General features: G+C 72.5%; 27 protein-coding genes. 8 read left to right on the top strand and 19 right to left on the bottom strand.

The features are described 5' to 3' along the window. Positions 1–169: 169 nt before the first annotated feature. From ACX27O_RS08685 to ACX27O_RS08700, 4 genes are all read left to right on the top strand, one after another. On the top strand, positions 170–1,396 hold the full coding sequence (locus ACX27O_RS08685; RefSeq protein WP_458939208.1) for a hypothetical protein: 1,227 nt from the start codon (positions 170–172) through the stop codon (positions 1,394–1,396). A 33-nt stretch (positions 1,397–1,429) separates the two neighbouring features. Continuing rightward, positions 1,430–1,870, top strand: a complete 441-nt coding sequence (locus ACX27O_RS08690; RefSeq protein ID WP_458939209.1) for an EVE domain-containing protein — start codon at positions 1,430–1,432, stop codon at positions 1,868–1,870. Between the two features lie 80 nt (positions 1,871–1,950). Further along, positions 1,951–2,523: a GNAT family N-acetyltransferase gene (locus ACX27O_RS08695; protein ID WP_210866783.1), complete on the top strand. Its 573-nt coding sequence runs from the start codon at positions 1,951–1,953 to the stop codon at positions 2,521–2,523. A gap of 39 nt (positions 2,524–2,562) precedes the next feature. Continuing rightward, positions 2,563–2,976: a type II toxin-antitoxin system Phd/YefM family antitoxin gene (locus ACX27O_RS08700; protein ID WP_458939210.1), complete on the top strand. Its 414-nt coding sequence runs from the start codon at positions 2,563–2,565 to the stop codon at positions 2,974–2,976. 80 nt (positions 2,977–3,056) lie between these two features. Here the strand turns inward: ACX27O_RS08700 and ACX27O_RS08705 are convergent, their stop codons facing one another. The 5 genes from ACX27O_RS08705 to ACX27O_RS08725 all read right to left on the bottom strand — a co-directional run bounded on the left by ACX27O_RS08705 (position 3,057) and on the right by ACX27O_RS08725 (position 6,754). Continuing rightward, entirely contained in the window at positions 3,057–4,124 is a 1,068-nt protein-coding gene (locus ACX27O_RS08705; protein ID WP_458939211.1) for an ABC transporter ATP-binding protein, read from the bottom strand. Then, entirely contained in the window at positions 4,121–4,891 is a 771-nt protein-coding gene (gene modB / locus ACX27O_RS08710) for a molybdate ABC transporter permease subunit (RefSeq protein WP_210861533.1), read from the bottom strand. The genes ACX27O_RS08705 and modB overlap by 4 nt, the downstream gene beginning before the upstream one ends. Before the next feature lie 80 nt (positions 4,892–4,971). Next, positions 4,972–5,757: a molybdate ABC transporter substrate-binding protein gene (gene modA, locus ACX27O_RS08715; protein ID WP_458939212.1), complete on the bottom strand. Its 786-nt coding sequence runs from the start codon at positions 5,755–5,757 to the stop codon at positions 4,972–4,974. After that, positions 5,754–6,176: a TOBE domain-containing protein gene (locus ACX27O_RS08720; RefSeq protein ID WP_210866779.1), complete on the bottom strand. Its 423-nt coding sequence runs from the start codon at positions 6,174–6,176 to the stop codon at positions 5,754–5,756. Before ACX27O_RS08720 ends, modA begins: the two co-directional genes overlap by 4 nt. A gap of 134 nt (positions 6,177–6,310) precedes the next feature. After that, positions 6,311–6,754 carry a winged helix-turn-helix transcriptional regulator gene (locus ACX27O_RS08725; RefSeq protein WP_210861528.1) on the bottom strand — a complete coding sequence of 148 codons (444 nt, stop codon included), beginning with the start codon at positions 6,752–6,754 and terminating at the stop codon, positions 6,311–6,313. A gap of 137 nt (positions 6,755–6,891) precedes the next feature. Between ACX27O_RS08725 and ACX27O_RS08730 the strand changes: the two genes are divergently transcribed. Continuing rightward, complete coding sequence (locus ACX27O_RS08730) at positions 6,892–7,758, top strand: aldo/keto reductase family oxidoreductase (protein ID WP_458939213.1); 867 nt, start codon at positions 6,892–6,894, stop codon at positions 7,756–7,758. A 47-nt stretch (positions 7,759–7,805) separates the two neighbouring features. Here the strand turns inward: ACX27O_RS08730 and ACX27O_RS08735 are convergent, their stop codons facing one another. The 3 genes from ACX27O_RS08735 to ACX27O_RS08745 form a co-directional block, all read right to left on the bottom strand. Next, on the bottom strand, positions 7,806–8,198 hold the full coding sequence (locus ACX27O_RS08735) for an SCO5389 family protein (RefSeq protein WP_030327413.1): 393 nt from the start codon (positions 8,196–8,198) through the stop codon (positions 7,806–7,808). 169 nt (positions 8,199–8,367) lie between these two features. Then, positions 8,368–8,859, bottom strand: coding sequence for an SsrA-binding protein SmpB (gene smpB, locus ACX27O_RS08740; protein ID WP_030327414.1), 492 nt, complete (start codon positions 8,857–8,859; stop codon positions 8,368–8,370). 25 nt (positions 8,860–8,884) lie between these two features. Then, the gene (locus ACX27O_RS08745; protein WP_458939214.1) at positions 8,885–11,122 is read right to left on the bottom strand and encodes a hypothetical protein; all 2,238 of its coding nucleotides are present in this window, start codon (positions 11,120–11,122) and stop codon (positions 8,885–8,887) included. A gap of 151 nt (positions 11,123–11,273) precedes the next feature. Between ACX27O_RS08745 and ACX27O_RS08750 the strand changes: the two genes are divergently transcribed. Further along, complete coding sequence (locus tag ACX27O_RS08750) at positions 11,274–12,932, top strand: NAD(P)/FAD-dependent oxidoreductase (RefSeq protein WP_030327416.1); 1,659 nt, start codon at positions 11,274–11,276, stop codon at positions 12,930–12,932. A 110-nt stretch (positions 12,933–13,042) separates the two neighbouring features. Then, positions 13,043–14,500, top strand: a complete 1,458-nt coding sequence (locus ACX27O_RS08755) for an ATP-binding protein (RefSeq protein WP_458939215.1) — start codon at positions 13,043–13,045, stop codon at positions 14,498–14,500. Positions 14,501–14,635: 135 nt separating this feature from the next. Here the strand turns inward: ACX27O_RS08755 and ACX27O_RS08760 are convergent, their stop codons facing one another. The 7 genes from ACX27O_RS08760 to ACX27O_RS08790 form a co-directional block, all read right to left on the bottom strand. Then, on the bottom strand, positions 14,636–15,445 hold the full coding sequence (locus tag ACX27O_RS08760; protein WP_458939216.1) for an SAM-dependent methyltransferase: 810 nt from the start codon (positions 15,443–15,445) through the stop codon (positions 14,636–14,638). 169 nt (positions 15,446–15,614) lie between these two features. Further along, positions 15,615–16,124, bottom strand: coding sequence for an NUDIX domain-containing protein (locus tag ACX27O_RS08765; RefSeq protein WP_030327421.1), 510 nt, complete (start codon positions 16,122–16,124; stop codon positions 15,615–15,617). Between the two features lie 131 nt (positions 16,125–16,255). Further along, positions 16,256–16,897, bottom strand: coding sequence for an SRPBCC family protein (locus ACX27O_RS08770; protein ID WP_458939217.1), 642 nt, complete (start codon positions 16,895–16,897; stop codon positions 16,256–16,258). Then, entirely contained in the window at positions 16,897–17,262 is a 366-nt protein-coding gene (locus ACX27O_RS08775) for an ArsR/SmtB family transcription factor (RefSeq protein WP_458939218.1), read from the bottom strand. Before ACX27O_RS08775 ends, ACX27O_RS08770 begins: the two co-directional genes overlap by 1 nt. A gap of 28 nt (positions 17,263–17,290) precedes the next feature. After that, a complete protein-coding gene (locus ACX27O_RS08780; RefSeq protein WP_458939219.1) occupies positions 17,291–19,375 on the bottom strand; it encodes a xanthine dehydrogenase family protein molybdopterin-binding subunit in 2,085 nt (694 codons plus the stop codon). Beyond that, positions 19,372–20,355, bottom strand: coding sequence for an FAD binding domain-containing protein (locus ACX27O_RS08785; protein WP_458939220.1), 984 nt, complete (start codon positions 20,353–20,355; stop codon positions 19,372–19,374). Before ACX27O_RS08785 ends, ACX27O_RS08780 begins: the two co-directional genes overlap by 4 nt. Further along, positions 20,352–20,849 carry a 2Fe-2S iron-sulfur cluster-binding protein gene (locus ACX27O_RS08790; RefSeq protein ID WP_458939462.1) on the bottom strand — a complete coding sequence of 166 codons (498 nt, stop codon included), beginning with the start codon at positions 20,847–20,849 and terminating at the stop codon, positions 20,352–20,354. Before ACX27O_RS08790 ends, ACX27O_RS08785 begins: the two co-directional genes overlap by 4 nt. A gap of 125 nt (positions 20,850–20,974) precedes the next feature. Here ACX27O_RS08790 and ACX27O_RS08795 point away from each other — a divergent pair, with 125 nt between their 5' ends. Beyond that, positions 20,975–21,562, top strand: coding sequence for a nucleotidyltransferase family protein (locus ACX27O_RS08795; RefSeq protein ID WP_458939221.1), 588 nt, complete (start codon positions 20,975–20,977; stop codon positions 21,560–21,562). Between the two features lie 51 nt (positions 21,563–21,613). Here ACX27O_RS08795 and ACX27O_RS08800 read toward each other — a convergent pair whose 3' ends face one another. From ACX27O_RS08800 to ACX27O_RS08815, 4 genes are all read right to left on the bottom strand, one after another. After that, positions 21,614–22,282 carry a TMEM175 family protein gene (locus ACX27O_RS08800; RefSeq protein WP_458939222.1) on the bottom strand — a complete coding sequence of 223 codons (669 nt, stop codon included), beginning with the start codon at positions 22,280–22,282 and terminating at the stop codon, positions 21,614–21,616. Positions 22,283–22,392: 110 nt separating this feature from the next. Beyond that, positions 22,393–23,769 (bottom strand): GH1 family beta-glucosidase, encoded by a 1,377-nt coding sequence (locus ACX27O_RS08805; RefSeq protein WP_458939223.1) that lies wholly within the window; start codon positions 23,767–23,769, stop codon positions 22,393–22,395. Between the two features lie 29 nt (positions 23,770–23,798). Next, complete coding sequence (locus tag ACX27O_RS08810) at positions 23,799–24,638, bottom strand: carbohydrate ABC transporter permease (RefSeq protein WP_203122170.1); 840 nt, start codon at positions 24,636–24,638, stop codon at positions 23,799–23,801. Continuing rightward, positions 24,631–25,623 (bottom strand): carbohydrate ABC transporter permease, encoded by a 993-nt coding sequence (locus ACX27O_RS08815; protein WP_458939224.1) that lies wholly within the window; start codon positions 25,621–25,623, stop codon positions 24,631–24,633. The genes ACX27O_RS08810 and ACX27O_RS08815 overlap by 8 nt, the downstream gene beginning before the upstream one ends. Positions 25,624–25,679 lie beyond the last annotated feature (56 nt).

Below are 25,679 nucleotides of genomic sequence, written 5' to 3' on the forward strand. Positions count from 1 at the left end.
GCTGACGCGCTCCCCCTGCTCACCGCCATGGTTGAGGCGCGGCGTCTACCCGTTCTGCGCAGAATGTCACACTTGATGGCGGCTAGTCCTCGCTTCGGCGGGGCGCGCGGCGGCGTACCACGAGAAGAGCGACTCCCCACGCGGCCGGGGGAGCGGGGGAGCGGGGCGGATGGACCGGTGGCGCACTGGCACGACGGCGCTGGCCGCCCGGGCGGTCGTGGCCGGCCGCGGCGCGGCGCGCCTGGCCCGTCGGGTGCCGGCGCCCTGGCCGTACGTCATTGCCCTGTTCCTGGGCGCGAAGCTGCTGCTCACAGTGCTCGGGCTCCTGGTCCTGCACGCCTGGGACGGCGTGCCCGGCGCCCCGCCGCCGGACGAGGCGCTGATGTGGGCGCAACAGCGGGAGATCTCCGGACACCGGTGGATATCCTTCTGGTTCGCCTGGGACTCGCTGCTCTACCTGCGGCTGAGCACCCTGCCCCTGACCGAGCCGTGGCGAGACTTCGGCTTCCCCCTGCTGTACCCGTTCCTGGCCCGGCCGATCGGCGCGCTGCTCGGCGGCGACAACGCCCTGGCCCTGCTGCTGATCAGCAACGTCGCGTTCCTGCTGGCGCTCTGGTACGGCTACCGGCTGGCCGAGCTGCTGCTCGGCGACGCGCGCGCGGCCCGCCGGTTCACCCGGTACCTGGTGCTGCTGCCGACCGCGTTCCTGTTCCAGGCCGCGCTGACCGAGTCGCTCTTCGTCTGCCTCGCGTTGGCCGCCTTCTACTACGCCGAGCGGCGTCGCTGGCTGCTGGTCGGCGTGGTCGGCTACTTCCTGGCGATGAGCCGCTCCGTCGGCCTGCTCGTGGTGCTGCCGCTGGCTCTGGTGCTGCTGCGCCAGCACGACTGGCGGCTCGGCCCGCGCGCCCTGCTCGGCTACCTGCGGGTCGGGTGGCCGTTGGTGCTGCTGCCCGCCGGGTGGTTCACCTTCATGGCGTACTGCCGGTGGCGGGGTGGGGACTGGTTCGCCTACCAGCACGCCCAGGAGACCGGGTGGGGGATCGAGGTGCAGAACCCGGTGCCGGTACTGCTGAACGGGTTGACCGGGGAACCACGCGACGCCGCCCGGGTGTGGTTCGCCGTGGCCGTCCTGGCCGTGCTGGTCGCCGGGTTCCGCCGCCGGGAACTGGCCTACCTGGTGTACGGCGTCCTGATGGTGCTGGTGCCGCTGTCGATGGGCCCGCCGGTGTACAAGAGCCTGCTGCGCTACCTGCTCGCGGCCTTCCCGGTGGCGCTGGTGCTGGCCCGGTGGGCCCGGCACGCCAGCGTCGACGTGTGGCTGACCGCGACGCTCGCCGTGGTGCAGGGCGTGCTGTTCGTGCTGTGGCTCAGCTACTGGACCCACATGATCATCTGATTGGGCGGACCGCCGGCCGGGCAGGATGAGCGGATGACCGAGTCACTGGTGCGCCTCGACGACCTGGGCGCCTGGCTGATCAAGGGCAACGCCGACCTGGTCGACCTCACCGCCCGGTTCGCCGCCGAGCCACTGGTGACGAGTTGGTGCGTCCGCCCCGGCTATCGGGCGCGGCTGATGCGCGCCGGGCATCCGGTGATCTTCTGGGCCAGCGGCAGCCGGGCCCGACTGCCGTACGGGGTGTGGGGCGTCGGACGGGTCACCGGAGCGGCCACGCCGGGCCCTGCGGGGCAGCAGTGGTCAGTGCCGCTGGACCTGCCCATCCTCGCCGCCGGGGACCGGGTGCCCCGCACGGTGCTGCGCGCCGACGACCGACTCGCCGGCCTGGAGGTGTTGCGTCAGCCGCAGGCCGCCAACCCCTCCTACCTGACAGTGGCCCAGTTCGCCGCCCTGCGCACCCATCTGCCACTGTGAGCGCGAGGGCGGCCGCGCCTCGCCGGAACTGCCTGTGCGAGCCTGTCACCGATGTTCGGAGCGAACTGAGTGGAGGCCCGGTGTTCGCAGTGCCACTGACCGAGGACGTCGAGCTGCGCCCGCTGGAGCCGTGGCGGGCCGAGGAGTTCCTCGCCAACCTCGACCGGGCCCGGGAGCACATCCAGCCGTGGGTGTCGCCGACCTTCGTGGCCACCGACCTGTCGTCGGCCCGAGCGGTCCTGCAGCGCTACGCCGACCGCTGGGCCAGCGACAGCGGCGGCATCTGGGGGCTGTGGTGGCGTGGCACCCTGGTCGGCGGGGTCCTGCTCGTGTCCTTCGACGTGACCCGAGGTGTCTGCGAGGTCGGCTGCTGGGTGGAGCCGGCAGCCGAGGGAAAGGGCATGGTCGCACCGGCGGTCCGCCGGCTCGTCGACTGGGCGGTGCGCGAGCGCGGCATCCAGCGGGTGGAGTGGCGCACCAACGCCGACAACACCCGCAGCAAGGCCCTCGCCGGTCGGCTCGGCCTGCGCCTGGACGGCACGCTCCGCCAGGTCGCCCCCGGCCCGAACGGCCGGATCGACCTCGAAGTCTGGTCCGTGCTGGCCGACGAGTGGTTGGCCGGATCGAGCGGGACGCCGGCCACTGTCCACTGACGACGCATTTCTGTCGTACCCGGGCGACACCATGCATCCATGGCCGTCCCCGCGCTCACCCCTCGTCCCGACCCGCCGCGTTCCGTGCCGCTGCGTGAGGCGCGCACCCGGTTCAGTCAGCTCGTCGCGCTGGCCGAGCTGACCGACGCGGTCACCGTCGTCACCCGCGACGGCGACCCCCGCCCGGTCGCCGCGATCGTCCCCGCCGTGGCCGCCCGCAGCGGCGCGCAGGCCCGCGCCGACGCCGACCGTCTCGCCACGGTCACCGCCGGCTGGGCTCGGCGCCTCGACGAGCAGCACCGACGCAGCAGCCAGCGGCACGCCGCCGAGCTGAGTGCGGTCCGCGCGGCGCTGGCCGAGGTGTGGTCCGAGCTGGATCGCCGGGTCGTCCCGGGCAGCGACCCGGCGCTGGCCCGGCTGCGCGCCGCACACCACGACCTGCTCGCCGGCTGACGCCCACCCGCGCGACAGCCGGCTGACGCGCTCCCGCTCGGGTGGGCAACGTCTGCGCCGGTGCGAGCCGCCCGCCCCGGTCAGCCGGTGGCCGGGTACGCGTGCGTCTCGGTCGCCTTGACCGCCGCCCACACCCGCTGGCCCGGGATCAGCCGCAGGTGGGCGGCGGCGGCCGGGGTGACGTCGGCGGCCACCCCGATCGGCCCGTCCAGTTGCACCCGTACGTTGTCACCGTGGCGTTGCACGCCGACCACCGTCCCCGCCCAGGTGTTGCGCGCGCTGCCCTCCGGCCGGGCCGGGTGCAGCGCCACCGCGGCCGGCCGGAACGCCACGAACGCTTCGCCGTCCAACCGGTCGGCGACAGTGAGGGTCAGCTCCGGTGAAAGCCGCACCCCGTGCCCGTCGGCGCGGCCCCGGTACAGGTTCAACCCGACCAGCCGGGCGACGTAGTCGGTGCGCGGCCGGGCGGTCACGCTCGGCCCGTCGCCCTCCTGCACGACCCGGCCACCCTCGACGATGACCAGTCGGTCGGCCAGCGCCAGCGCGTCCAGCGGGTCGTGGGTGACCAGCACCGTCGCGCCCGCGTGCGCCGACAGGTGCCGGTGCAGCTCCGCGCGGGTGTCCAACCGGGTGCGGGCGTCCAGCGCGGCCAGCGGCTCGTCCAGCAACAGCAGCGACGGTGCCACGGCAAGCGCGCGGGCCAGCGCCACCCGCTGCGCCTGGCCTCCGGAGAGTTGCCGGGGCCGGTGCCGTGCCTGCGCGTCAAGCCCCACCCGGGTCAGCCACTCCCGGGCCGTGGCGCGGGCGGCCCGCCGCTCGACACCGTGCCGGCGCGGACCGAAGGCCACGTTGTCCACCGCGCTCAGGTGCGGAAAGAGCAGGTAGTCCTGGAAGACCACGCCGATCGGCCGGCGCTCGGTGGGCACCCAGCCCCCGGTGGCCGGGCGGTCCAGGTCGACGCCGTCGAGGGTGACGTGACCGGCGGTGAGCGGATGCAGCCCGGCCAGCGCGCGCAGCGCGGTGGTCTTGCCGGCCCCGTTCGGGCCGAGCAACGCGACCACCTCGCCGGGTGCGACGCGCAGCGGCACGTCGAGTCGGAAGGTGCCCCGGTCGACGACGACCCGGGCGTCCAGCAGGGCATCGCTCATGCGGTGCTCATCCAGCGGTCACGCAACGCGACCAGGATGCCCACCGACACGACAAGCAGCACCAGGCTGAGCACGATCGCGGACTCCAGGTCGGTCTCCAACGCCAGGTAGACGGCGAGCGGCATGGTCTGGGTGCGGCCGGGATAGTTGCCGGCGAAGGTGATGGTGGCCCCGAACTCGCCGAGCGCCCGCGCCCAGCAGAGCACCGCCCCGGCGGCCAGCCCGGGCGCCACCAACGGCAGCGTGACGTGGGTGAACGCGGTCCACCGGCTGGCCCCCAACGTCGCGGCGGCCTCCTCGTAGCGGTGGTCGGCGGCGCGCAGCGCACCCTCCACGGCGATCACGAGGAATGGCATGGCCACGAAGGCCTCGGCCAGCACAACACCAGTGGTGGTGAACGGCAGGGTGATGCCGAACGTGGTGTCGAGCCACCCGCCGAGCAGCCCGCGCCGGCCGAAGACCAGCAGCAGCGCCACCCCACCGACCACCGGCGGCAGCACCAGCGGCACGGTGACCAGCGCCCGCACCAGCCGGCGGCCGGGGAACTCGACCCGGGCCAGCACCCAGGCGAGCGGCACCCCGAGCAGCAGGCAGAGCGCGGTGGCCAGCGTCGCGGTCTGCACCGACAGCCGCAGCGCGGTCAACGCGCCCGGCTCGGTGAGCCGCTGCGGCAGGGTGGTCCACGGCGCCCGGATCACCAGCCCGACCAGCGGCAGGACGAGGAAGAGCAGCCCCAGCCCGGCGGGGATCAGCAGCGCCGCCGGCACCCGCCCCCGCCGTCGCGGCGTGGCCCGGCGCTCGCGTGCCGCCTCGTCACGCTCGCCTGCGGTGTCGTCGCGGACCTGCCTCACGGAGCCTGGAACCCGGCCTCGGCGAGGACCGCCTGCGCCGGCGCCGAGCGGACGTACGCGACGAAAGCCCGCGCGCCGGCCGGATTGGGCGCGTCCTTCAGCGCGACGATCGGGTAGTCGTTGACCGCCCGCGCCGACTCGGGGAACTCCACACCGGTCACGTCGGCGCTCGCCGCTCGCACGTCGCTGCGGTAGACCAGGGCGGCGTCGACCTCGCCGAGCTTCACCTTGGCGAGCGCGCCCTTGACGTCCTGCTCCAGGGTGACCGGTGTCAGCGCGACACCGGCCGCGTCCAGGGCGGTACGGGCCGCCGCGCCGCAGGGCACCTGGTTGGCGCAGAGCGCCACCTTCACGCCGGGCCGGCTTAGGTCGGCCAGCCCGGCCACGCCTTTCGGGTTGCCCCGGGGCACCGCGATGACCAACTGGTTCCGGGCGAAAACGGTCGGCGTGCCGTCGGCGTTGCCCGCCTCGGTGACCGTGGCCATGTTCGCTGGGGCGGCGGAGGCGAACACGTCCGCCGGCGCGCCCTGGTTGATCTGGTTGGCCAGCGCGGAGCTGCCCGCGACGTTGAGGGTCACGGTGCTGCCGGGATTGGCGGCCTCGAACTCCTTGCCGATCCGACGGAACGACTCGGTCAGCGACGCGGCCGCGAACACCGTCACCGCCCCGGTGACCCGGCCGTCCGCGGCACCGCCGGAGGCCCGGTCGTCGACCGCGCCGCAGCCGGCGACCGCCAGCGCCATGACCACGGTCATCGCCGTGCGCGTCGTCCGCGCGCTCATCCGCCCGACCTTCCCCTGCTCGACGCTGGCGCGGCCCGTTCCACCACCACCGTTGTCGACTTGATCACCGCGACGGCCACCGAGCCGACCCGCAGATCGAGCTCGTCGACCGCCTCCCGGCTCATCAGCGAGACGACCCGGAACGGGCCAGCCTGGATGTCGACCTGGGCCATCACCGTGTCCTTGCGGACGTCGACGACGATGCCGCGCAGCCGGTTGCGGGCCGAGGAGAACTCGGCGCCCGCGTCCGGGTCGGCGGCCTGGGCGCGGGCGAACGCCGCCAGGTCGACGCCGTCGATCACCCGGTGGCCGTGCTCGTCACGCCCGGCCGTCAGCCGCCCGGCATCGACCCAGCGGCGGATCGTGTCGCTGCTGACGCCGAGCAGGTCGGCCGCCTCGCCGATCCGGAACATCGTCACCGGCTCACCATAGCTGCCGCATCTGCGAGTGCGAAAGGCCAAAACGAGCCGTGTCTGCGTACCTCTTGGGGCTTCTGCGGCCGTTACTGCGTGTCTCCCGCGCGGCCCGGGTTTGCCTCGGGGGGGCGCACGGCTCAGGCGTCGCGGTTGTCGTACGTCGCGCGGTTGGCGAGCACGTCGTCCATGTGCGCTTCGGCCCAACCCTTCACGCCACGCATCAGGTGGTGCAGGGAGATGCCGAGGTCGGTCAGCTCGTAGGTGACGGTGACGGGCACTGTCGGCACCACGGTGCGGGTGATCAGACCGTCGCGTTCCAGGGAGCGCAGTGTCTGGGTGAGCATCTTCTGACTGACCCCGGCCAGCAGGCGCGACAGCTCCGAGTAGCGCATGGACCGGGGCTTGCCGGCGCAGTCGAGGCCGAAGCGGTGCGAGCCGTCGCTGTTCAGCGCCGCCAGCACCAGGGTGACCCACTTGTCAGCGATGCGGTCGAGCAGCTTTCGACTCGGACACTGCGCCAGGAAGGCGTCATATTCCACCTTGGCCTGAGCCCTCTTCTGCGCCGCCGTGGTCGTTGTCATCGAGCCGCTCCTCAGCCGCCGGGGCGTTACGCACCTTCAGGTGCCTACTTCCGAAAGTGAAGCTACACCCCGAGGGTGGAGCAGGTAGACGATGCGCCGGCACCGCTCGGCGCGACACGAGAGCCAGAGGTACGAACATGCTCACCACCTCCCTTCCCGGCGGCACCTGGACGTTGGGAGGCCTGACGGTCACCCGGTTCGGCTACGGCGCCATGCAGCTGGCCGGCCCCGGAGTGATGGGACCGCCGGCCGACCGCGACGGCGCACTCGCCGTCCTGCGTACGGCAGTCGAGCTCGGCATCACCCACATCGACACCTCGGCGGCCTACGGTCCGACCGTCACCAACCAGCTGATCCGGGAGGCGCTGCACCCGTACCCCGATTCGCTGCACATCGTGACCAAGGTCGGTGCGAACCGTGACCCGCAGGGCGGCTGGCCCCCGGCCCGTGACCCGCTGAGCCTGCGCCGGTCCGTGCACGAGAACCTGGAGACCCTCGGTCTCGACGTGCTCGACCTCGTCAACCTCCGGCTGGGCGACGCCGCGGGCCCGCTGCCCGGCTCTCTCGCCGAGGCGTTCGAGACCCTCGCCGACCTGCAACGGCAGGGCCTGATCCGGCACCTCGGGGTGAGCAACGCGACGCCGGAGCAGGTGGCCGAGGCGCAGGCGATAGCACCGATCGTGTGCGTGCAGAACATGTACAACCTCGCGCACCGCCGCGACGACGAGCTGATTGACGCGCTCGCCGGGCAGGGCGTCGCCTACGTGCCGTTCTTCCCTCTCGGCGGCTTCAGCCCCCTGCAGTCGTCGGTGCTGTCGACGGTGGCCGCCCGGCTGGAGGCGGCGGCGATGTCGGTGGCGCTGGCCTGGCTGCTGCGACGGTCGCCGAACATCCTGCTGATCCCGGGCACCTCGTCCGCGGCGCACCTGCGGGAGAACATCGCGGGCGCGGCGCTCTCCCTCTCCAATGACGACCTCGCCGAGCTGGACACGATCGGCCGTTAGCGCCCGGGTGGACCCGCCGGCGACTCCGGCGGGTCCACCCGGCGCCCTCAGCAGTTGCGCAGCTGCGGCGACTGGTTGAGCAGTTGGCCACGGGTCGACACGAAGCGGCGGTAGCGCTCCCCGTCGACGGCGGACGGGCGGAAGGCGGCGACGCGGTGGCAGTTCTGGAACGCCAGGCGTACGCCGAAGTGCCGTTCCAGGCCGGCGCGGATCGCGTCGCTGGCCAGCGCCCGCAGCAGCTGCCCCCGGTCGGCGTCGGTGGGTGGCGGGACGACGTTGTCGGCCAGGTCGTCGTCGCCGGCCTCCAGCTCGGCGACGACCCGGCTGACGGTGGCCCACGCGTAGGGCAGTGAGTCGCGGACGCAGGCGATGAATGCCTCGTCGTCGACGGGGCCGCGTTCGGCGGCGTCGAGCAGGGCGGGTGGGACGGTGAGCGACATGATTCTCCTCCACATCGGCTAACGATTACCGTTTTCATTAACGGCGTCAGCTGAGCAGACCACGTCCGTCGGACGACGTCAACGATGTCCGGGCGCGCCGCGCCGCGACCCGCGCGGAAGACGCGCGCGACCGGTGGGAGGGGCAGTGCCCGGGACTGACGATCCGAGATCAGGGACGGCGGGGGTGGCCCTTGAGGTGCCGGCCCAGCTCGCGGGCGATCTCCCGGTTGGCGTCGCGCTCAGCGAGGGTCTGCCGCTTGTCGTAGGAGCGCTTACCCTTGGCCAGGGCCAACTCGACCTTGGCGAAACCGTTCTCGAAGTACATCGACAGCGGGACCATGGTCACCCCGCCCTCGCGGACCTTGTCCAGGATCCGGTCGATCTCGGCCCGGTGCAGCAACAGCTTGCGGTTGCGGCGCGGGGCATGGTTGGTCCACGTCCCGTAGGCGTACTCGGCGATGTGCAGGCCGTACAGCACGATCTCGCCGTCGCGCTCGTGGGCGAACGCGTCCACCAGCGAGGCCCGCCCCTCGCGCAGCGACTTCACCTCGGTGCCGACCAGCACGATGCCCGCCTCGTACGTGCGCAGCACCGTGTACTCGTGCCGGGCCTTCTTGTTGGAGGCGATCAACCGGCGTGCGGGCGGTGTGGACGGGCTCACCCCGCGACGATATCCGGCCGCCGGGTCAGCCGGTCGTCCGGTGTTCGCGGCGCAACCGCCGGGTCAGCTCCCGTACCGCCTCGGCGAACGCCTCCTGCGACTCACACGGCCAGTGCCCCAGGATCGGCGGGGGAACACTGTCGCTGGGCGGTGGCACCACGTCCTGCGGGTCGGTCAACCGCCGATCCACCGTCGCCGCCGGCCCGGTCAGCGTCTCGGCCTTTCCGGGACGGTGGGCGGCGAAGATCCAGCCGCCGATCGGGTCGGTGTCGCGCCACAGGTTGATCCAGCGCCAGCCGACCCGTTCGCCGATCTCGCACAGCGCCGGCTCGTCGGCGTACGCCGGGAACAGCCGGGAGTACAGCCGGCCCAGCGGCGACCCGTAGGTCAGCAGGGCGACCCGGTCGGTGATCCGGGTGGGCAGTTGCAGCACCGTGGCGGCGAGCAGCACCGAGCCGTGGCTGTGCCCGGCCAGCAGCACGCCGTGCCCCTGCTCCACCAGGTAGGAGATCCGCTTGGCCAACTCCGGCACGGCCCGCTCGGCGTAGCAGGGCGGGGCGAACGGGTGCGCCGCCCGGGGCCAGAAGGTGCCCAGATCCCAGAGCACGCCCACGTACCGGCGGAACTGCGGTGTCCGGTACGCGAAGATGCCGCCCACCACCAGGCCGAGCAGGATCGCGGCGATGGCATAGCTACCCGACCCGATCAGGAAGTTGACCATGCTTTCCGGCACTCCGACGTAGCGCTGGACCACCTCACCCGGGGGAAGTTGGAGCAGGCCGAGCACGCTGGTGGCCAGGCCGAGCGCCGCCAGGCAGGCGTACACCACGGAGAGCGGTTCCAGGTTCTCGGTGAAGCGTGCCCGGGCCACTGCCTGCTCGACCCGCCGCAGCCGGTCCGCCGCCTGCGGCGGCGCGTGTGGAAAGTCGGCGGCCACGATGGCCCGCGCGGCCCGCCGCCGCTCCCGCCGGGTCATCCTGGTGACCAGACCGGCCACCAGCACAGCGGTCACCACGGCCAGGAAAAACCCGAAGATCGCCCACTTGTACGCCAGCGGCGGGCTGGTCTCCAGGTGGTCCGCCGTCGTTCCATGGCGATCGAGCAGGTCTGCCATCCGGTAGACCAGCTCGGCGGAGAACGCCACGGCCAGCCCGGCCGAGATCGTCATGAAGACCGGCGACCCCAACGCGCGCAGCGGCGACCTGTGCTGCCCGCCACCCCGGCGCCACAGCACCAGCGTGGCGAGCACGGCCACCAGCACGGTCTGGCTGACGAACAGCCAGGCCACGATCGCGCCGTAACCGGGCAACGAACCACCCTGCGGCCACGGTGCCGGGCTGATGACGACGTGCACGATCACCAGCATCGTCACGCCGCAGGCGATCGTGCGCAGCCCGCGGCAGACGCCGTCCACCCGAGGCGACGGGTCGGTGCGGTCGATGCTCGCCACCACGGTGACCAGGACCAGGCAGGCCAGCAGCACCGCCCCGGTGGCCGTCAGCAGGATCACCATCACCCAGGAGGAGTGCTGGCTGGCCCGCGCGGCCAGCAGGCTGCCGCTCAGAGTGGCGAACGCCGCCGCGACGTGCACCGAGCGCAGCCGACCCACCAGCGGCTCACCGTCCCACTGGCCGACGGCGCTCAACCGGTGCTTCGACGCCGGCGTCGTCGGCGTCCGGAACGCGTCGAACGAGTGGCTCGGGCGGGCGCCCAGCCACCAGACGAGCCCGATGGCGGCGACCGGCACGAGCGCCAGCACGCCCAGCCGCAGCCCGGGCGGGCGTCCGCCGAGCCAGGACAGCCAGCTCCGGCCGGCCAGGCACGACGGGGTGTCCAGGCACCGCCAGGCGATCAGGTCCAACGCCACCCCGACGATGGAGAGCACGTAGAGCGCGGTGAGGGTGAGCGCGAGCACCCGGCACAGCGCCATGAAGCCGCGCGCCGAGACGGTGTCCGCCGGGCGCATCCACAGCGCCACGTTGCAGAGCATGAACGGCAGCAGGAAGACCAGCGACAACGTCCGCACCGCGGTGCCGGACGGCAGGTCACTCCAGCGGTACGCCTCCAGCGTCACCCCGTCGGTTCCGGTGGAGTCCGGATAGCCGGGACGTGGTCGGAAGAAGCCGCCGCTGCGGTCCCCGGCGACCTGGTGCACGTGGGGCCGGTTCAACACCTGGTCCGCCCCCGCGCCGGAGACCCCGTGCACCCGCAGCTCCACGATCGCGCCCGACGTCGTCGGTCGGGTCGGTGTCGCGTGCGCCATGGGCCCCCCGAGGTGTGCGCGGCAACCGGGCGGGTCGTCGATCTCCGGGCACCCACGCGGATCCCCGGCTTACCCATCGCGAACGCGATCAACCATGGGTCCGACCCCGGCGGTGGTGCGGTCGACAGGGTGCAGGTGATTTCATGGCGCCATGGCGAACCCGGTGATCCTGACCGTCGACGACGACCCCGTGGTGTCCCGGGCGGTGGCCCGCGACATCCGGCGCCGCTACGGCGACCGCTACCGGGTGCTGCGGGCCTCCTCGGGGCCGGAGGCGCTGGACGCCCTGCGCGAGGTCAAGCTGCGCGGCGAACAGGTGGCGCTGCTGCTGGCCGACCACCGGATGCCGGAGATGACCGGCGTCGAGTTCCTCGAGGCGGCCATGGACATCTTCCCGGCCGCCCGGCGGGTGCTGCTCACCGCGTACGCGGACACCGACGCCGCGATCGAGGCCATCAACGTGGTCGACCTGGACCACTACCTGCTCAAGCCCTGGCACCCGCCGGAGGAGAAGCTGTACCCGGTGGTCGACGGGTTGTTGGAGGCCTGGGCGGCCACCCCGGACGCGGCCAGCGCCGAGATCCGGGTCGTCGGGCACCGCTGGTCCGCGCCGTCGTTCAAGGTCCGCGACTTCCTGGCCCGCAACCTGGTGCCGTACCGGTGGCTGTTGTCCGACGACCCGGAGGGTGTCCGGTTGCTCGACGCGGCCGGGGCCACCGAGGCGGACGTGCCGCTGGTGGTGACGCCCGAGGGCAAGGCGCTGGTCGCCCCGAGTGAGGCCGAGCTGGCCGCCCTGGCCGGGTTGACGGTGGTGCCGGCGTGTGACTTCTACGACCTGGTGGTGATCGGCGGTGGCCCCGCCGGGCTCGGCTCCGCGGTGTACGGCGCCTCGGAGGGGCTGCGTACCGTGCTCGTGGAGCGACGGGCGACCGGCGGTCAGGCCGGGCAGAGCAGCCGGATCGAGAACTACCTGGGTTTCCCGGACGGCGTGTCCGGCGCGCAGTTGACCGACCGGGCCCGGCGCCAGGCGGTCAAGTTCGGTGCCGAGCTGCTCAGCGCCCGGGAGGTGGTCGGTCTCAGCGAGGCCGGCGGTGCCCGGCTGCTGCGCTTCGGCGACGGCACCGAGATCGCCGCGCACACAGTGGTGTTGGCCACCGGCGTGTCGTACCGGGTGCTCGACGCCCCGGGGCTGGCCGACTTCACCGGGCGGGGGGTGTTCTACGGCGCCGCTGCCACCGAGGCGCCGAGCTGCGTCGAGCAGGACGTCTACATCGTCGGCGGGGCCAACTCCGCCGGTCAGGCGGCGGTCCACTTCTCCCGGTACGCGGCCAGGGTGCACCTGCTCATCCGGGGTGCGGACCTGACCGCCTCGATGTCGCGATACCTGATCGACCAGCTGGAACGAATCGACAAGATCACTGTGCATCCGCACACCGCCGTGGTCGGCGCGGCGGGGGAGGACCACCTGCAACGGCTCACCCTCTGCGACACCCGCACCGGGGAGGCCCGCTCGGTCGACACCTCCTGGCTGTTCATCTTCATCGGCGCGGAGCCGCGCACCGACTGGCTGGACGGGGTGCTGGTCCGCGACGGGCGCGGGTTCATCGTGACCGGCCCGGATCTGCTCGCCGGGGGCCGGCGACCCCCCGGCTGGTCATTGTCGCGGGACCCGTACCACCTGGAGACCAGCGTGCCGGGGGTGTTCGCCGCCGGCGACGTGCGGGCCGAGTCGGTCAAGCGGGTCGCCTCGGCCGTCGGCGAGGGCGCGATGGCGGTGTCGCTCGTGCACCGCTACCTGGAAGCCCAATGAGCGCGAGGAGTGGTTGGTCGTGCGAGCCCCGTCGCGAGCGAAGGAGTCCCGGTGAGCGCGAGGAGTGAGCCGGTGTTGCGAGCCCCGCAGCCGCGAACCAAGGAGATCCAGTGAGCACCGAGCCTGACGGGCTGACACCGGCCCAGTTGCGCACCCTGTTCCTGTTCGAGTCGCTCGACGACGGGCAGCTCGCCTGGCTGGCCGAGCGCGGCCGGGTGGAGCAGCGCGCCGGCGGCACCCTCGTGTACGGCGAGGGTGAACCCGCCACCTGCTTCTTCGTGCTGCTGCGCGGCGCGGTGGCGTTGAGTCGTCAGGTGCGCGGCGACGACGTCGAGGTCAGCCGGACCGAACAGCGCGGGGTGTACGGCGGGGCCGTCCAGGCGTACCTGGGTGACCAGGTCGACCAGATCTACCGCAACAGTCTGCGGGCGGTGACCGACGCGGACTTCTTCGTGCTGCCGGCGGAGGACTTCGCGGAGGCCCTGCGGTCCTGGTTCCCGATGCCCATGCACCTGCTGGAGGGGCTGTTCTTCGGGATGCGGGACAGTCAGGCCATCGTCGGCGAGCGGGAGCGGCTGCTGGCCCTCGGCTCGCTGTCGGCGGGGCTGACCCACGAGCTGAACAACCCGGCCGCGGCGGCGGTGCGGGCCACGTCGGTGCTGCGGGACCGGGTCGCCGGGATGCGGCACAAGCTCGCCATGATCGCCGATGGGCGGCTCGACGGCAGTGCCCTGCACGGTCTGGTCGCGTTGCAGGAGGAGGCGGTCGCCCGGGTGGCCACCGCGCCGAAGTTGACCCCGATGGCGACCGCGGACGCCGAGGACGCCCTCACCGACTGGTTGGAGGAGCACGGGGTCGACGGGGCCTGGGACCTGGCGCCGATCCTGGTCGGCGGTGGGCTGGACGCACAGTGGTTGGCGCAGGTGAAGGCCGCGGTCGGGGCGGCGGACCTGGAGGCGGCGGTGCGCTGGCTCACGTACACGGTCGACACCGAGCTGTTGATGCGCGAGATCGGCGACGCGGTCACCCGGATCTCCGGGTTGGTGGGCGCCGCCAAGCAGTACTCCCAGCTGGACCGCGCGCCGCACCGGGTGGTGGACGTGCACGACCTGCTCGACGCCACGTTGGTGATGTTCAAGGGCAAGATCCCCGCCGAGGTCAAGCTGGTCCGCGAGTACGACCGCAGCCTCCCACCGGTTCCGGCGTACGCGGCCGAGCTGAACCAGGTGTGGACCAATTTGATCGACAACGCGTTGGGCGCGATGGGAGAGAAGGGGGTGCTGACCGTCCGCACCGGACGGGCCGGTGACCTGCTGGCGGTGGAGATCACCGACACCGGGCCGGGCATCCCGCCGGAGGTGCGTCCGCGCATCTTCGAGCCGTTCTTCACCACGAAGCCGGTGGGGGCGGGCACCGGTCTGGGGCTGGACATCTCGTACCGGATCGTGGTGCACAAACACCACGGCGACATCCGGGTGGAGACCGAGCCGGGCCGCACCACCTTCCGGGTCCTGCTGCCGATCGCCGAGGGTGCACCGGACGCGCGGGGCGACGCGCCTACTACCTAGGCCGCAGCCCCGACCGGGCGGTCGTCCTGATCACCCACCGACTGGCCACCGTCCGGCACGCCGACACCCGCTGACCAGATTGCGCAGAGACCAGCCGAGGAGGCTGCGGACAGACCCTGCGGATATGCCAGGGCGTCAGCGCACGCGGGCGACCCCGCAGTAGCCATCCACCGCGGACGCGGGCCGGCTGTCGGTCCGCCAGTGCCCCAGCGGCACGACACCAGGCCGGACGAGGTCGAGACCGTCGAAGAACGCCGTGAAGTCCGCGACCTCGCGCAGGTGGTACGGCAGAGCACCGCTTTCGTTGTACTGCCGATGCGACTCGATGGCCCGCTCGCTGGTAGCGGTACCGTCGGACATCGCCAGAAAGCTCCCCGACGGTAGGGACGAGACCAAAGCGTTGACGATGGCCCGCACCTCGGCCGGCTTCTCGACGTGACCCATAACGCCCAGCATCATCAGCGCGATCGGCTCACCGAAGTCCAGTGTCTCGCGGGCATCGTGGACGATCGTGTCCACGTCGCGCAGATCGACGTCGACATACTGGGTGGCGCCCTCCTGGCTGCTGGTCAGCAACACCCGGGCGTGCGCGAGAACCATCGGGTCGTTGTCGACGTAGACGACGCGCGCCTGTGGCGTGATCCGTTGGGCGACCTCGTGGGTGTTATCGGCTGTGGGTAGGCCGGTACCGATGTCGAGGAACTGGCGGATCCCCGCCTCTGCGGCGAGATAGGTCACCGCTCGTCCGAGAAACGCGCGCGAATACCGTGCGGCCTCGACGATTTCCGGGAAGACCGACTGTACCTGTTGGCCGACCTCGCGATCCGGGGCGAAGTTGTCCTTACCGCCGAGCCAGTAGTTCCACACCCGTGCCGAGTGCGGCACTGTCGTGTCCAGTTTGGCGGCCGAACCTCCCACCGGCTGCTCAGCTTGGTCCTGCGACATGTCGTCTCCCCTTACCAGCCATACGACGTCGAGGCCGTAGCCTAGCGGCGCGGCGGCACCCGCATGGTCCTGGCGGATCGACCAAACCCTTGTCCCCTGCTGCCTGATGGCGGCAAAGGCATGGTCAGAGTCGTCAGGCCACCCGCTGCGGTCGGTGCCGTCGGTGCCGTCAGGAGGTGGGTGTCAGGAACTCGGCTAGGACGCGAGTGTGGGTGGAGAACGCCAGCTCGACGGGGTCGGTGAGCACCAGCCACTCGGTGGCCTCGTCGGTCGGTGCCGACGGGGGCAGGTCCTCGGCGGCCCGTTCGGGCAGCACTCCGAAGATCATCATGGTGCCTCCCGCCGGCGCGCCGTGCACCGCGAACAGGCGGGCGTCCTCGGCCGCCGCGATCAGGCCGGTCTCCTCCCGCAGCTCACGGACGAGGGCGTCGGACCACTCCTCGCCGTACTCGATGAAGCCGCCGGGCAGCGCGAGCAGGCCACGGGCCGGCTCGATGTCCCGGCGGACCACCACCACACCCAGGCCCCCGGCCGTGCGGACCGGCAACACCGCGACAGCCACCGGCAGTGGGTTGCGCCAGACGGTCTCGCCGCAGACCGCGCAGACCCGTGGCCATCCGGCGGCGGCCGGGTAGGCGGCGCCGCAGTAGGAGCAGTGCGAGTACGGCGTGCCGGTCATGCCGCAGCACGTTACTCCGAACCCCGCCCCGACTGCCGCGCCGCCGCCCCGCCGTGCGGTGAGGCCGCTGTCCCGCCCGACTGCCGCGCTGCCGTCGCGTCGTGCGGTCGGGCCGCCGTTCCGCCCTGCGGTCAGGCTGCCGGGGTGCCGGTGTAGAAGGCGGTGGTGCGCTCGGCGGCGGCCTTCGCCTCGTCGGCGTCGGTGCCGGCGGCGATGCTCGCCTCGCACCACAGCTGGCTGCTCAGCTCCATGGCCCGTCGCCCCTGCGCGGAGGCGGTCCACTCGGCGCCCTGCTCCGGGGTGATTCCGTTGCCGTCGCCAGCCAGGTGCGAGGCGAGGCCGAGCAGCCCCAGGTCCCAGCCGACACCGACCGCGCCCGGGCCGAACTGGGCCCACCGGTCCTGGTCGACGTGCGCGATGTGGTCCAGGTCGAGCCGGGCCCGATCCCCGTCAACCGGGGTGATCCGTACCTCGATCCAGCTCACCTCGCCGCCCATCTCCCAGGTGGCGGTGAAGCGGTGCGGCGGCTCGCAGCTTTCGACGGTGCCGTTCGCGTTGCCCTCAAGCTGGTACGTGCCGCCCAGTCGCAGGTCGCCGGAGATCGGCAGGAACCAGCGCGGGATGCGCTCGGCGCTGGTGCAGGCGTCCCACAGGTCCTCGGCCGTCGCCTGGTAGGTCTGACTGATGGTGGTGACCCGCGCCTCGCCGGCTTCCAGGGTGCGGCTGCCGACGGTGCGTTGGACGGCGTTGATCTGCTCGGTGGCGTCGAACATCAGGTGTTCCTCTCGTCGGTTGGGTCGGCGGGCCCACGAAGGCGACGCTCGCGTCGGCCTCGGGCCAGCTCGGTGGCGAGTGCCGCCAGGGGTGGGGTCCAGAACCGGCGGAAGTGCTCCAGCCAACCGTCGACCTCGCGCAGTGGGCGCGGGTCGACCGCGTAGAGCCGCCGGGTGCCCTGCGCCCGCACCGTGGCGAAGCCGTTGTCGCGTAACACCTTGAGGTGCTGGGACACGGCGGGCTGGGAGATGCCGAACTCCTCGCGGATGACCGCGCTGACCGCGCCGGCGGGCTGCTCGCCGTCGGCGAGCAGCTCCAGGATGCGGCGCCGGACCGGATCGCCCAGCACGTCGAAGGCGTGCACGACGACAGTTGTATCACTGACGGCTTATTTAAGCCAAGCCCGATACTCCGACGAGCTTGTCGAGCCGGATCGGCAGCTCCCGGATCCGGACGCCGGTCGCGTGGTGCACCGCGTTGGCCGCCGCCGCCGCCGCGCCGACGATGCCGATCTCGCCGATGCCCTTCACCCCGGCCGGGTTCAGCTCGTCGTCCCGCTCGTCCAACCAGTACGCCTCGATGGACTCCACATCCGCGCAACCGGTGATGTGGTAGGTGGCCAGGTCGTGGTTGACCCAGTCGCCGTACCGCTCGTCGAGCAGGCCCTCCTCGTGCAGCGCCATCGACAGCCCCATCGTCATGCCCCCGATGAGCTGGCTGCGCGCCGTCGTCGGGTTCACCACTCGCCCTGCCGCGAACACGCCGAGCATCCGGTTCAGCCGCACCTCGCCGGTGTCCGCGTCGACCCGCACCTCGACGAACTGCGCCCCGTACGCGTACCGGGGTCGCGTCGGCTGACCGCCCACCTCCTCGGCGGTGTCCGCCTCGGCGGTCACCTCGTCGGTCGGCGGCCCGCCGTCGCGCAGCTTCTCGCGCAGCGCCTCAGCGGCCCGGATCACCGCCCAGCTCCAGCTGGAGGTCCCCATCGACCCCCCGGCCACCGGGGCGGTCGGCAGGGCGCTGTCGCCGATGCGGATCTCCACCCGCTCCGGCGGCACCCCGAGCGCGTCGGCGGCCACCTGCCAGATCGCCGTCCGCGCGCCGGTGCCGATGTCGGTGGCGTTGACCCGCACCAAAAAGCTCCCGTCGGGCCGGGCGGTGGCCGTCGCCGAGGATGGCCGGGCCCGGGCCGGGTAGCTCGACCCGGCCACCCCCGTGCCGATCAACCAACGCCCGTCGCGCCGGGCCCGGGGAGACGGATCACGGCCGGCCCAACCGAAGCGTTGTGCCCCCTCGCGAAGGCAGGCCACCAGGTTGCGGCTGGTGAAGGGCTGCCCCTGGTCGGGGTCGATGTCGGTGTCGTTGCGGATGCGCAGCTCCACCGGGTCGATGCCGACGGCGACGGCCAGCTCGTCCATCGCCGACTCCAGGGCGTACGCGCCGGGGCACTCGCCCGGGGCGCGCATCCAGAACGGCGTGGGCACGTCGAGGCGGGCCAGCCGGTGCGTGGTGCGGCGGTGCGGCGCGGCGTACATGCTGCGGGTGTAGACGGCGGTCTGCTCGGCGAACTCGTGGATGGTCGAGGTCTGGCTGATCGCGTCGTGGCAGATGGCGGTGAGCCGACCGTCGGTGTCGGCGGCGAGGCGGACCCGCTGGATGGTGGGGGTGCGGTAACCGATCGGCCCGAACAGTTGCTGGCGGGTCAGCGCCAGCTTCACCGGGCGGTCCACGTGTCGGGCGGCGAGGGCGGCGAGCACCACCGCGGCCTTGGCGTACCCCTTGCTGCCGAAGCCGCCGCCGACGTGCTGCGCGACGACCCGGACCGACTCCGGGGGCAGCTCGAACAGCTCTGCGAGGGTGGCCTGGACCGACGACGCGCCCTGGTTGGAGTCGTGCACCAGCAGCCGCCCGTCGCGCCACTGCGCCGTTGTGGCGTGCGGCTCCATCGGGTTGTTGTGGTACGCCGGAGTCCGGTACGTGGCGTCCACCCGTACCGGGGCCGCCGCGTACCCGGCGTCGAAGTCACCCTCGGCGGTGTCCGTCGGATAACTGGGATTGACGTGGTCCGGCTTGTACAGGCCCGGGTGGTCGTCGGTGAGGACAGTGCTGTGCGGGCCGGCGTCGTAGTCGATGCGGACCAGCCGGGCACCCTCGCGGGCCGCCTCCAGGCTGGTGGCCACCACCACCGCGACGTACTCCCCCCGGTAGTGCACCAGCGGTTCCTGCAACAGCCACAGCTCCGGCTGCTGGCCGGGCGCGATCCGGGGCGCGTTGCCGTGGTGCAGCACGGCCAGCACGCCGGGCGACGCCAACGCCGGGGTGGTGTCGACCCGGGTGATCCGGCCCCGCACCACCGTCGACGGCACCGCCCAGCCGTAGGTGACCCCGTCCACCGGGTACTCCACCGCGTACCGGGCCGTCCCGGTGACCTTCTCGCGGCCCTCCAGCCGGGGGTACGCCTGGCCGACGGTGCTCACGACGACGCCAACTCGGTGAGCGCCCGGACGGTGATGGCCCGGGTCAGCGGCAGCTTGAAGCCGTTGTGCCGCAGCGGGCGCGCCTCGGCCAGCTCCGCGTCCGCCGCGCGTGCCGCCAGCTCCGGGCTGAACGGGCGGCCGCGCAGCTCCTCCTCGGCCCGGTACGCGCGCCACGGCCGGTGCGCGACTGCCCCGTACGCCAGCCGCACGTCGCGGACCACGTCCTCGTCGAGGTCCAGCACCGCGGCCACCGACCCGGCGGCGAAGGCGAACGAGGCCCGGTCGCGCACCTTGAGGTACGTCGAACGGCGGGCGGCCGGCAGCGGCGGGACCCGGACGGCGGTGATCAGCGCGCCTCGGGCGAGGGTGGTCTCCCGCTCCGGGTGGGTGCCGGGGGAGCGGTAGAGGTCGGCGATCGGAATGTCGCGGGCGCCGTCGGACCCGTGCACCTCCACCACCGTGTCGAGGGCGGCCAGCGCGACGGCCAGGTCCGACGGGTGGGTGGCCACGCACTGCTCGGACCAGTCCAGCACCGCCAGGTCGCGGTTCTGCCCGTGCAGGGCGGCGCAACCGCTGCCCGGCTCCCGCTTGTTGCACGCCTTGCCGGTGTCCTGGAAGTAGACGCAGCGGGTGCGCTGCAACAGGTTGCCGCCGGTGGTGGCCATGTTGCGCAGCTGCCCGGAGGCGGCGGCGAGCAGGGCACGGGCCAGCACCGGGTAGTCGCGGCGCACCACCGGGTGGGCCGCCAGGTCGCTGTTGCGGACGGTCGCGCCGATCCGCAGCCCGCCGTCGGGCAGCTCCTCGACGGTGTCCAGCGGCAGCCGGGTCACGTCCACCAGCACGTCGGGGCGTTGCACCCCGAGCTTCATCAGGTCCACCAGGTTGGTGCCGCCGCCCAGGTAGGCGGCCTGCGGTTCGGCCGCCAGCACGGCGACCGCCTCGGCCACGTCGGCCGGCCGGTGGTAACGGAAGGCCCTCACGACGACGACGCCGCCTCACGCACGGCCGCGACGATGTGCGGGTACGCCGCGCAGCGGCACAGGTTGCCGGCCATCCGCTCGCGGATCTCCGCGTCGGTCAACGCGGCGGGCGTGCTCAGCTCGCCGGTGACGGCGCTGGGCCAACCTCGGGAGACCTCGTCGAGCATGCCGCGGGCGGAGCAGAGCTGCCCGGGGGTGCAGTAGCCGCACTGGAACGCGTCGTGCGCGATGAAGGCGGCCTGCAACGGGGACAGCTCGTCCGGCCCGGCCAGCCCTTCGACGGTCACCACCGACCGGCCGTCCACGGTGACCGCGAAGATCAGGCAGCTCTTCACCCGGCGGCCGTCCAGCAGCACGGTGCAGGAGCCGCACTGGCCGTGGTCGCAGCCCTTCTTCGCCCCGGTCAGGTCGAGGTGCTCGCGCAGCGTGTCGAGCAGTGTGGTGCGGTTGTCCAGGGTGACCTCGCGGGACACGCCGTTGACCTCGACCGTCACCCGGGACGAGTGCCGCTCGTCGATCGTCGTCGCGTTCTCCGCTCCGCCCTGCACCGGCCCAGACTAGCTTTGTCGGTATATCTCAGGGCGAATAACGCAAAGCCGTTCGTACGGAGGTGACGGCGGTGACCGCGGGACTGCTGCTGGCCGCCGGCGCCGGCCGGCGCTACGGCGGGCCGAAGGCGCTCGTCGAACTGGGCGGCGAAACGCTGGTGCGGCGCGCGGTCCGACTGCTCGCCGACGGCGGCTGCGCACCCGTGCACGTGGTGCTCGGCGCGGGCGCCGACGGGGTGCCCGACCTGCCCGGCGCGGTGCCGGTCCGGCACGACCGCTGGGCCGACGGGCTGGGCTCGTCACTGCTGCGGGGCCTTGCCTCGCTGCCGGCCGACGTGCCGGCCACCGTCGTGGTCCTCGTCGACCAGCCGCTGCTCAGCCCGGTCGCGGTGCGCCGGGTGCGGGCGGCGTACGCCGACGGCGCGGTCGTCGCGGTCGCCACCTACGCCGGCCGCCCCGGGCACCCGATCCTGCTGGCCCGGCGGGCCTGGCCGCTGCTGAGCGGGTACGCCGTCGGCGACCGGGGCGCCCGCGACCTGCTGCGCGACCGACCGGACCTGGTGGTCGAGGTGCCCTGCGACGACGTCGGCTCCCCGGTCGACGTGGACACCCCGGCCGACCTGCGCCGACTGACGCGGCGGCCGACCTGCGACGACTGACGCGGCGGCCGGCACCGGGGCCGGCCTGACACCGGGGACCGCTTCGGCCGGTCAGCGACGGGCGAGCCAGCGGGGCAGCCCCTCGCTGGTGACCGCGTGATAGGCGATCATGGCGATGACGCCGATCAGGCCCAGCACCGGACTGACGAACCAGCCGAGCAGACCGCTGAGCCCGTACAGGATCAGGCCGGTGATCGGCCGCAGCCGCTGCGTCCGCACGTACCCGGGGGTGACCCGACGGTCCAGCAGCGCCGGGTGCCGGTGCAGGTAGCCGAAGAAGACCAGCCAGGGGGCCGACATCAGGGCCGCGGCCAGGGCGTACAGGGCGACGGCAGCGCGTTGGTCGTCGGTGTCGCCGTGGGTGAACGCCGACGCCAGCACCGCGGTGGGGAACGGAATGATCACCGCGCCGAAGAGCACGGCGAGGTTGATCCAGCTCAGCGCGAGGGTGGTGCCACGGATCAGCCGCAGCAGCGCGTGGTGGTTGAGCCACAGCACCCCGATGTAGACGAAGGACACCACGAAGGCCAGGTAGGAGGCGCCCTCGTCGAGCAGCCCGGTGAGCAGCTCGCCCTCGTGGTATTCCGGCACCCGCAACTCGATGACCAGCAGCGTGATGACGATGGCGAAGACACCGTCGCTGAACGCCGTCATCCGGTCGGTCGGGGAGACCCGCCCCCGGGGACCGGGCTGCTCGACCTCGTCGGGTGCTGCGGCCATTGCCGCAGGCTAGCCACTGGGCAACGCGGCCCGCGGCGGTTTCGGCCGATCGGTACGGCAACGGCCGCCCGGGATCGACACCCGAGCGGCCGTTCCCGTACCGCCGACGGTCAGGCCACCGGTGCCGCGCTGCCGGTCGCCCGGGCGAGCCGCTGGTGGGCACGGATCAGCTCGGCGTAGCGCAGACCGCTCGCCTTCACCGTCCGGCGCTGGGTGGCGTAGTCGACGTGCACCAGCCCGAAGCGCTTGTCGTAGCCGTACGCCCACTCGAAGTTGTCCAGCAGCGACCAGACGAAGTAGCCGTCCAGCGGAACACCCCGGGCCACCGCCGACGCACAGGCGGCCAGGTGCTGCTCGAGATGGTCGGTGCGCTCCTTGTCCTGCACCGTGCCGTCCGGGGTGACCTCGTCCGGCCACGCCGAGCCGCTCTCGGTGACGATGATCCGGCCCGGCCGGTACTCCTCGTGCACGTCGACCAGCAGCCGCTCCAGGCCCGCCGGGTACATCTCCCAACCCATCGCGGTCTCCACCGAGCCGGGCACCGGCACCTGCCGGGCGTACGGCGCCGCGCCCGTCGGGTCGTCGACCACCAGCTGACGGAAGTAGTAGTTCACCCCGAGGAAGTCCGTCGGCGTGGCGATCGTCGCCAGGTCGTCGCCGCGTACCGGCGGCTCGACGCCGTAGGTGGTGATCATGTCGGCGGGGTAGCCCCGCCCGTGGATCGGGTCCAGCCACCACCTGTTGACGTGCCCATCGGCCCGGCGGGCCGCCGCGACGTCCTCCGGCCGGTCGGTCGCCGCCTCGATCGGGCTGAGGTTGAGCACCAGGCCCACCGACGCCGGCCGGGCCGCGTTGGCCCGGATCGCCTGGGTGGCCAGGCCGTGCCCGAGCAGCACGTGGTGCGAGGCGTGCACCGCGCGGGTCAGGTCCCGCTCGCCGGGGGCCATGTTGCCCTCCAGGTGCCCGATCCAGCACACGCAGAGCGGCTCGTTGACGGTGCACCAGTCGGCGACCCGGTCACCGAGGCGGCCGGCCACCACCGCCGCGTAGTCGGCGAACGCCTCGGCGGTGGCGCGCTCGGGCCAACCGCCCCGGTCCTGCATCACCTGCGGCAGGTCCCAGTGGTAGAGGGTGACGAACGGCCGGATCCCGTCGGCGAGCAGCGTGTCGACGAGCCGGTCGTAGAAGTCCAGCCCGGCGGCGTTGACCCGCCCGACACCGTCGGGCATGACCCGGGGCCAGGCCACCGAGAAACGGTACGCGTCCACGCCGAGGCGGCGCAGCAGCGCCAGGTCCTCCGGCCACCGGTGGTAGTGGTCGCACGCCACTGCGCCGGTGTCGCCGTTGTCGACGTTGCCGGGAGTCGCCGAGAAGGTGTCCCAGATGGACGGTGCCCGGCCGTCGACGTCGACGGCCCCCTCGATCTGGTACGCCGCCGTGGCGACACCCCAGAGGAAGTCGGGTGGCAGCTTGGACAGGTCGGGCACGGGTCGGTTCTCCTCTGGGGTTGGGTGGTTCACTTGACCGCGCCGGCGGTGAGGCCGGCGACGAAGTACCGCTGCAGGGCCAGGAACCCGACGACGACCGGGATGCTGACCACCAGCGAGGCGGCCATGATCTGGTTCCAGTAGACGTTGAACTGGGTGGAGTAGCCTTGCAGGCCGACGGCCAGGGTGCGGCTGCCTTCGTCGGTCATCACCGAGGCGAAGAGCACCTCACCCCACGCGGTCATGAACGCGTACACGGTGACCGCGACGACGCCGGGCACGGCGGCCGGCAGGATGACCTGGAACAGGGTGCGCAGCGGGCCGGCGCCGTCGACCTGCGCCGCCTCGTCCAGACCCCGGGGGATCGAGTCGAAGTAGCCGACCAGCATCCAGATCGAGAACGGCAGCGAGAAGGTCAGGTACGTGATGACCAGGCCGGTACGGCTGGCGTACAGCTCGATGCCTGTCGCGTTGCCCAGGTTGACGTAGATGAGGAACAGCGGCAGCAGGAACAGGATGCCGGGGAACATCTGGGTGGACAGCACCGTCACCGAGAACACCCCCCGGCCCCGGAAGCGGTACCGGCTGACCGCGAACGCGGCGAAGATGGCCACCGCCACCGAGCAGACCGCCGCGATGCTCGACACCACCAGGCTGTTCACCAGGTACCGGGCCAGCGGCACGGTGCTCCACATGTCGATGAACGGTTGCAGGGTGGGCCGGCTGGGCCACCAGGTGAAGCCGTTCTGCACGTCCTGCAACGGCTTCGCCGCCGAGGTGACCATCACGTACAGCGGGATGACGACGAAGAGGGCGAGCAGGGTCAGCACGATGCGCCGGCCCCAGCGCTCACCGGCGGTCTCACGCATGGTCGTCCCTCCGACGGTTGGTGATCAGCAGGTACGCGGCCGAGACGACCAGCAGGAACAGCAGCAGCGCCACCGACATCGCCGACCCGGAGCCGAAGTCCCAGGTCTTGAAGGAGCTGCGGTAGATGTGGATGGAGATGAGGTCGGCCTGCTCCGGCGCGGAGCCGCCGAAGAGCACGAACGGGGTGTTGAAGTCGTTGAACGTCCACAGGAACAGCACCAGCAGCAGCACCAGGTTGACCGGCCGCAGCATCGGCAGGGTGACCGAGCGCAGCCGGCGCCAGAAGCCCGCGCCGTCGATCGCGGCGGCCTCGTACAGCTCGCCGGGCACGTTCTGCAGCCCGGCCATCAGGCACAGGAACGCGAACGGCCAGTTGCGCCAGACCGACACCACCAGCAGCGAGGCGAAGCTGTTGTCGCCGATCAACCAGAACGGCCGGTCGTTCATCAGCCCGAGCTGGTCCACGAGGACGTGGTTGACCAGGCCGGTGTCGCGTTGCAGCAGGAAACTCCAGGTGATCACGGCGGCGTAGACCGGCAGCGCGTACGGGGTGAGGAACAGCGCCCGCAGGATCGCCCGGCCCCGAAACGGCCGTTGCAGGACGACCGCCGCGGAGATGCCGAGCAGCCAGGCGAACCCGACCGAGAGCAGGCTGTAGGCCAGGGTGACCCAGAACGAGTGCAGCAGTTCCTTACCGGCGGCGCTGTTCAGGTCGAGCGTCGCCCGGTAGTTCTCCAGCCCGACGAAGGGCGCGGTGGACCAGTCGCGGATGTGGAACTGGGTCAGCTCCAGCAGGCTCATCCAGACCCCGACCACCATCGGGATCACGTGGATGGCAAGTTCCAGCACGACGGCCGGTGCGAGCAGCAGATACGGCAGGAGTGAGCGGCGCGGGCCGCGGGGCCGGCGGACCGGCCCCCGGGCCGGCGACCCGGCCCGGGGTTCGCGCCGGTCGGCGTCCGGCGCGGTGGTGCTGGTTGCCATCGGGGTCCTCTCGGAGGCGGTGGCCGTGGTCGGGCTCAGCGCCCGACCACGGCCAC

Source organism: Micromonospora sp. SD19 (assembly GCF_054462275.1).

Coding starts and splice junctions, on each gene's coding strand:
- ACX27O_RS08800 (WP_458939222.1), bottom strand. CDS start 22,282: ATGGCCGCAGCACCCGACGAGGTCGAGCAGCCCGGTCCCCGGGGGCGG.
- ACX27O_RS08725 (WP_210861528.1), bottom strand. CDS start 6,754: ATGACAACGACCACGGCGGCGCAGAAGAGGGCTCAGGCCAAGGTGGAA.
- ACX27O_RS08750 (WP_030327416.1), top strand. CDS start 11,274: ATGGCGAACCCGGTGATCCTGACCGTCGACGACGACCCCGTGGTGTCC.
- ACX27O_RS08705 (WP_458939211.1), bottom strand. CDS start 4,124: ATGAGCGATGCCCTGCTGGACGCCCGGGTCGTCGTCGACCGGGGCACC.
- ACX27O_RS08745 (WP_458939214.1), bottom strand. CDS start 11,122: ATGGCGCACGCGACACCGACCCGACCGACGACGTCGGGCGCGATCGTG.
- ACX27O_RS08735 (WP_030327413.1), bottom strand. CDS start 8,198: ATGTCGCTCACCGTCCCACCCGCCCTGCTCGACGCCGCCGAACGCGGC.
- ACX27O_RS08700 (WP_458939210.1), top strand. CDS start 2,563: ATGGCCGTCCCCGCGCTCACCCCTCGTCCCGACCCGCCGCGTTCCGTG.
- ACX27O_RS08815 (WP_458939224.1), bottom strand. CDS start 25,623: ATGGCAACCAGCACCACCGCGCCGGACGCCGACCGGCGCGAACCCCGG.
- ACX27O_RS08765 (WP_030327421.1), bottom strand. CDS start 16,124: ATGACCGGCACGCCGTACTCGCACTGCTCCTACTGCGGCGCCGCCTAC.
- ACX27O_RS08810 (WP_203122170.1), bottom strand. CDS start 24,638: ATGCGTGAGACCGCCGGTGAGCGCTGGGGCCGGCGCATCGTGCTGACC.
- ACX27O_RS08770 (WP_458939217.1), bottom strand. CDS start 16,897: ATGTTCGACGCCACCGAGCAGATCAACGCCGTCCAACGCACCGTCGGC.
- ACX27O_RS08730 (WP_458939213.1), top strand. CDS start 6,892: ATGCTCACCACCTCCCTTCCCGGCGGCACCTGGACGTTGGGAGGCCTG.
- ACX27O_RS08685 (WP_458939208.1), top strand. CDS start 170: ATGGACCGGTGGCGCACTGGCACGACGGCGCTGGCCGCCCGGGCGGTC.
- ACX27O_RS08690 (WP_458939209.1), top strand. CDS start 1,430: ATGACCGAGTCACTGGTGCGCCTCGACGACCTGGGCGCCTGGCTGATC.
- ACX27O_RS08760 (WP_458939216.1), bottom strand. CDS start 15,445: ATGTCGCAGGACCAAGCTGAGCAGCCGGTGGGAGGTTCGGCCGCCAAA.
- modA (WP_458939212.1), bottom strand. CDS start 5,757: ATGAGCGCGCGGACGACGCGCACGGCGATGACCGTGGTCATGGCGCTG.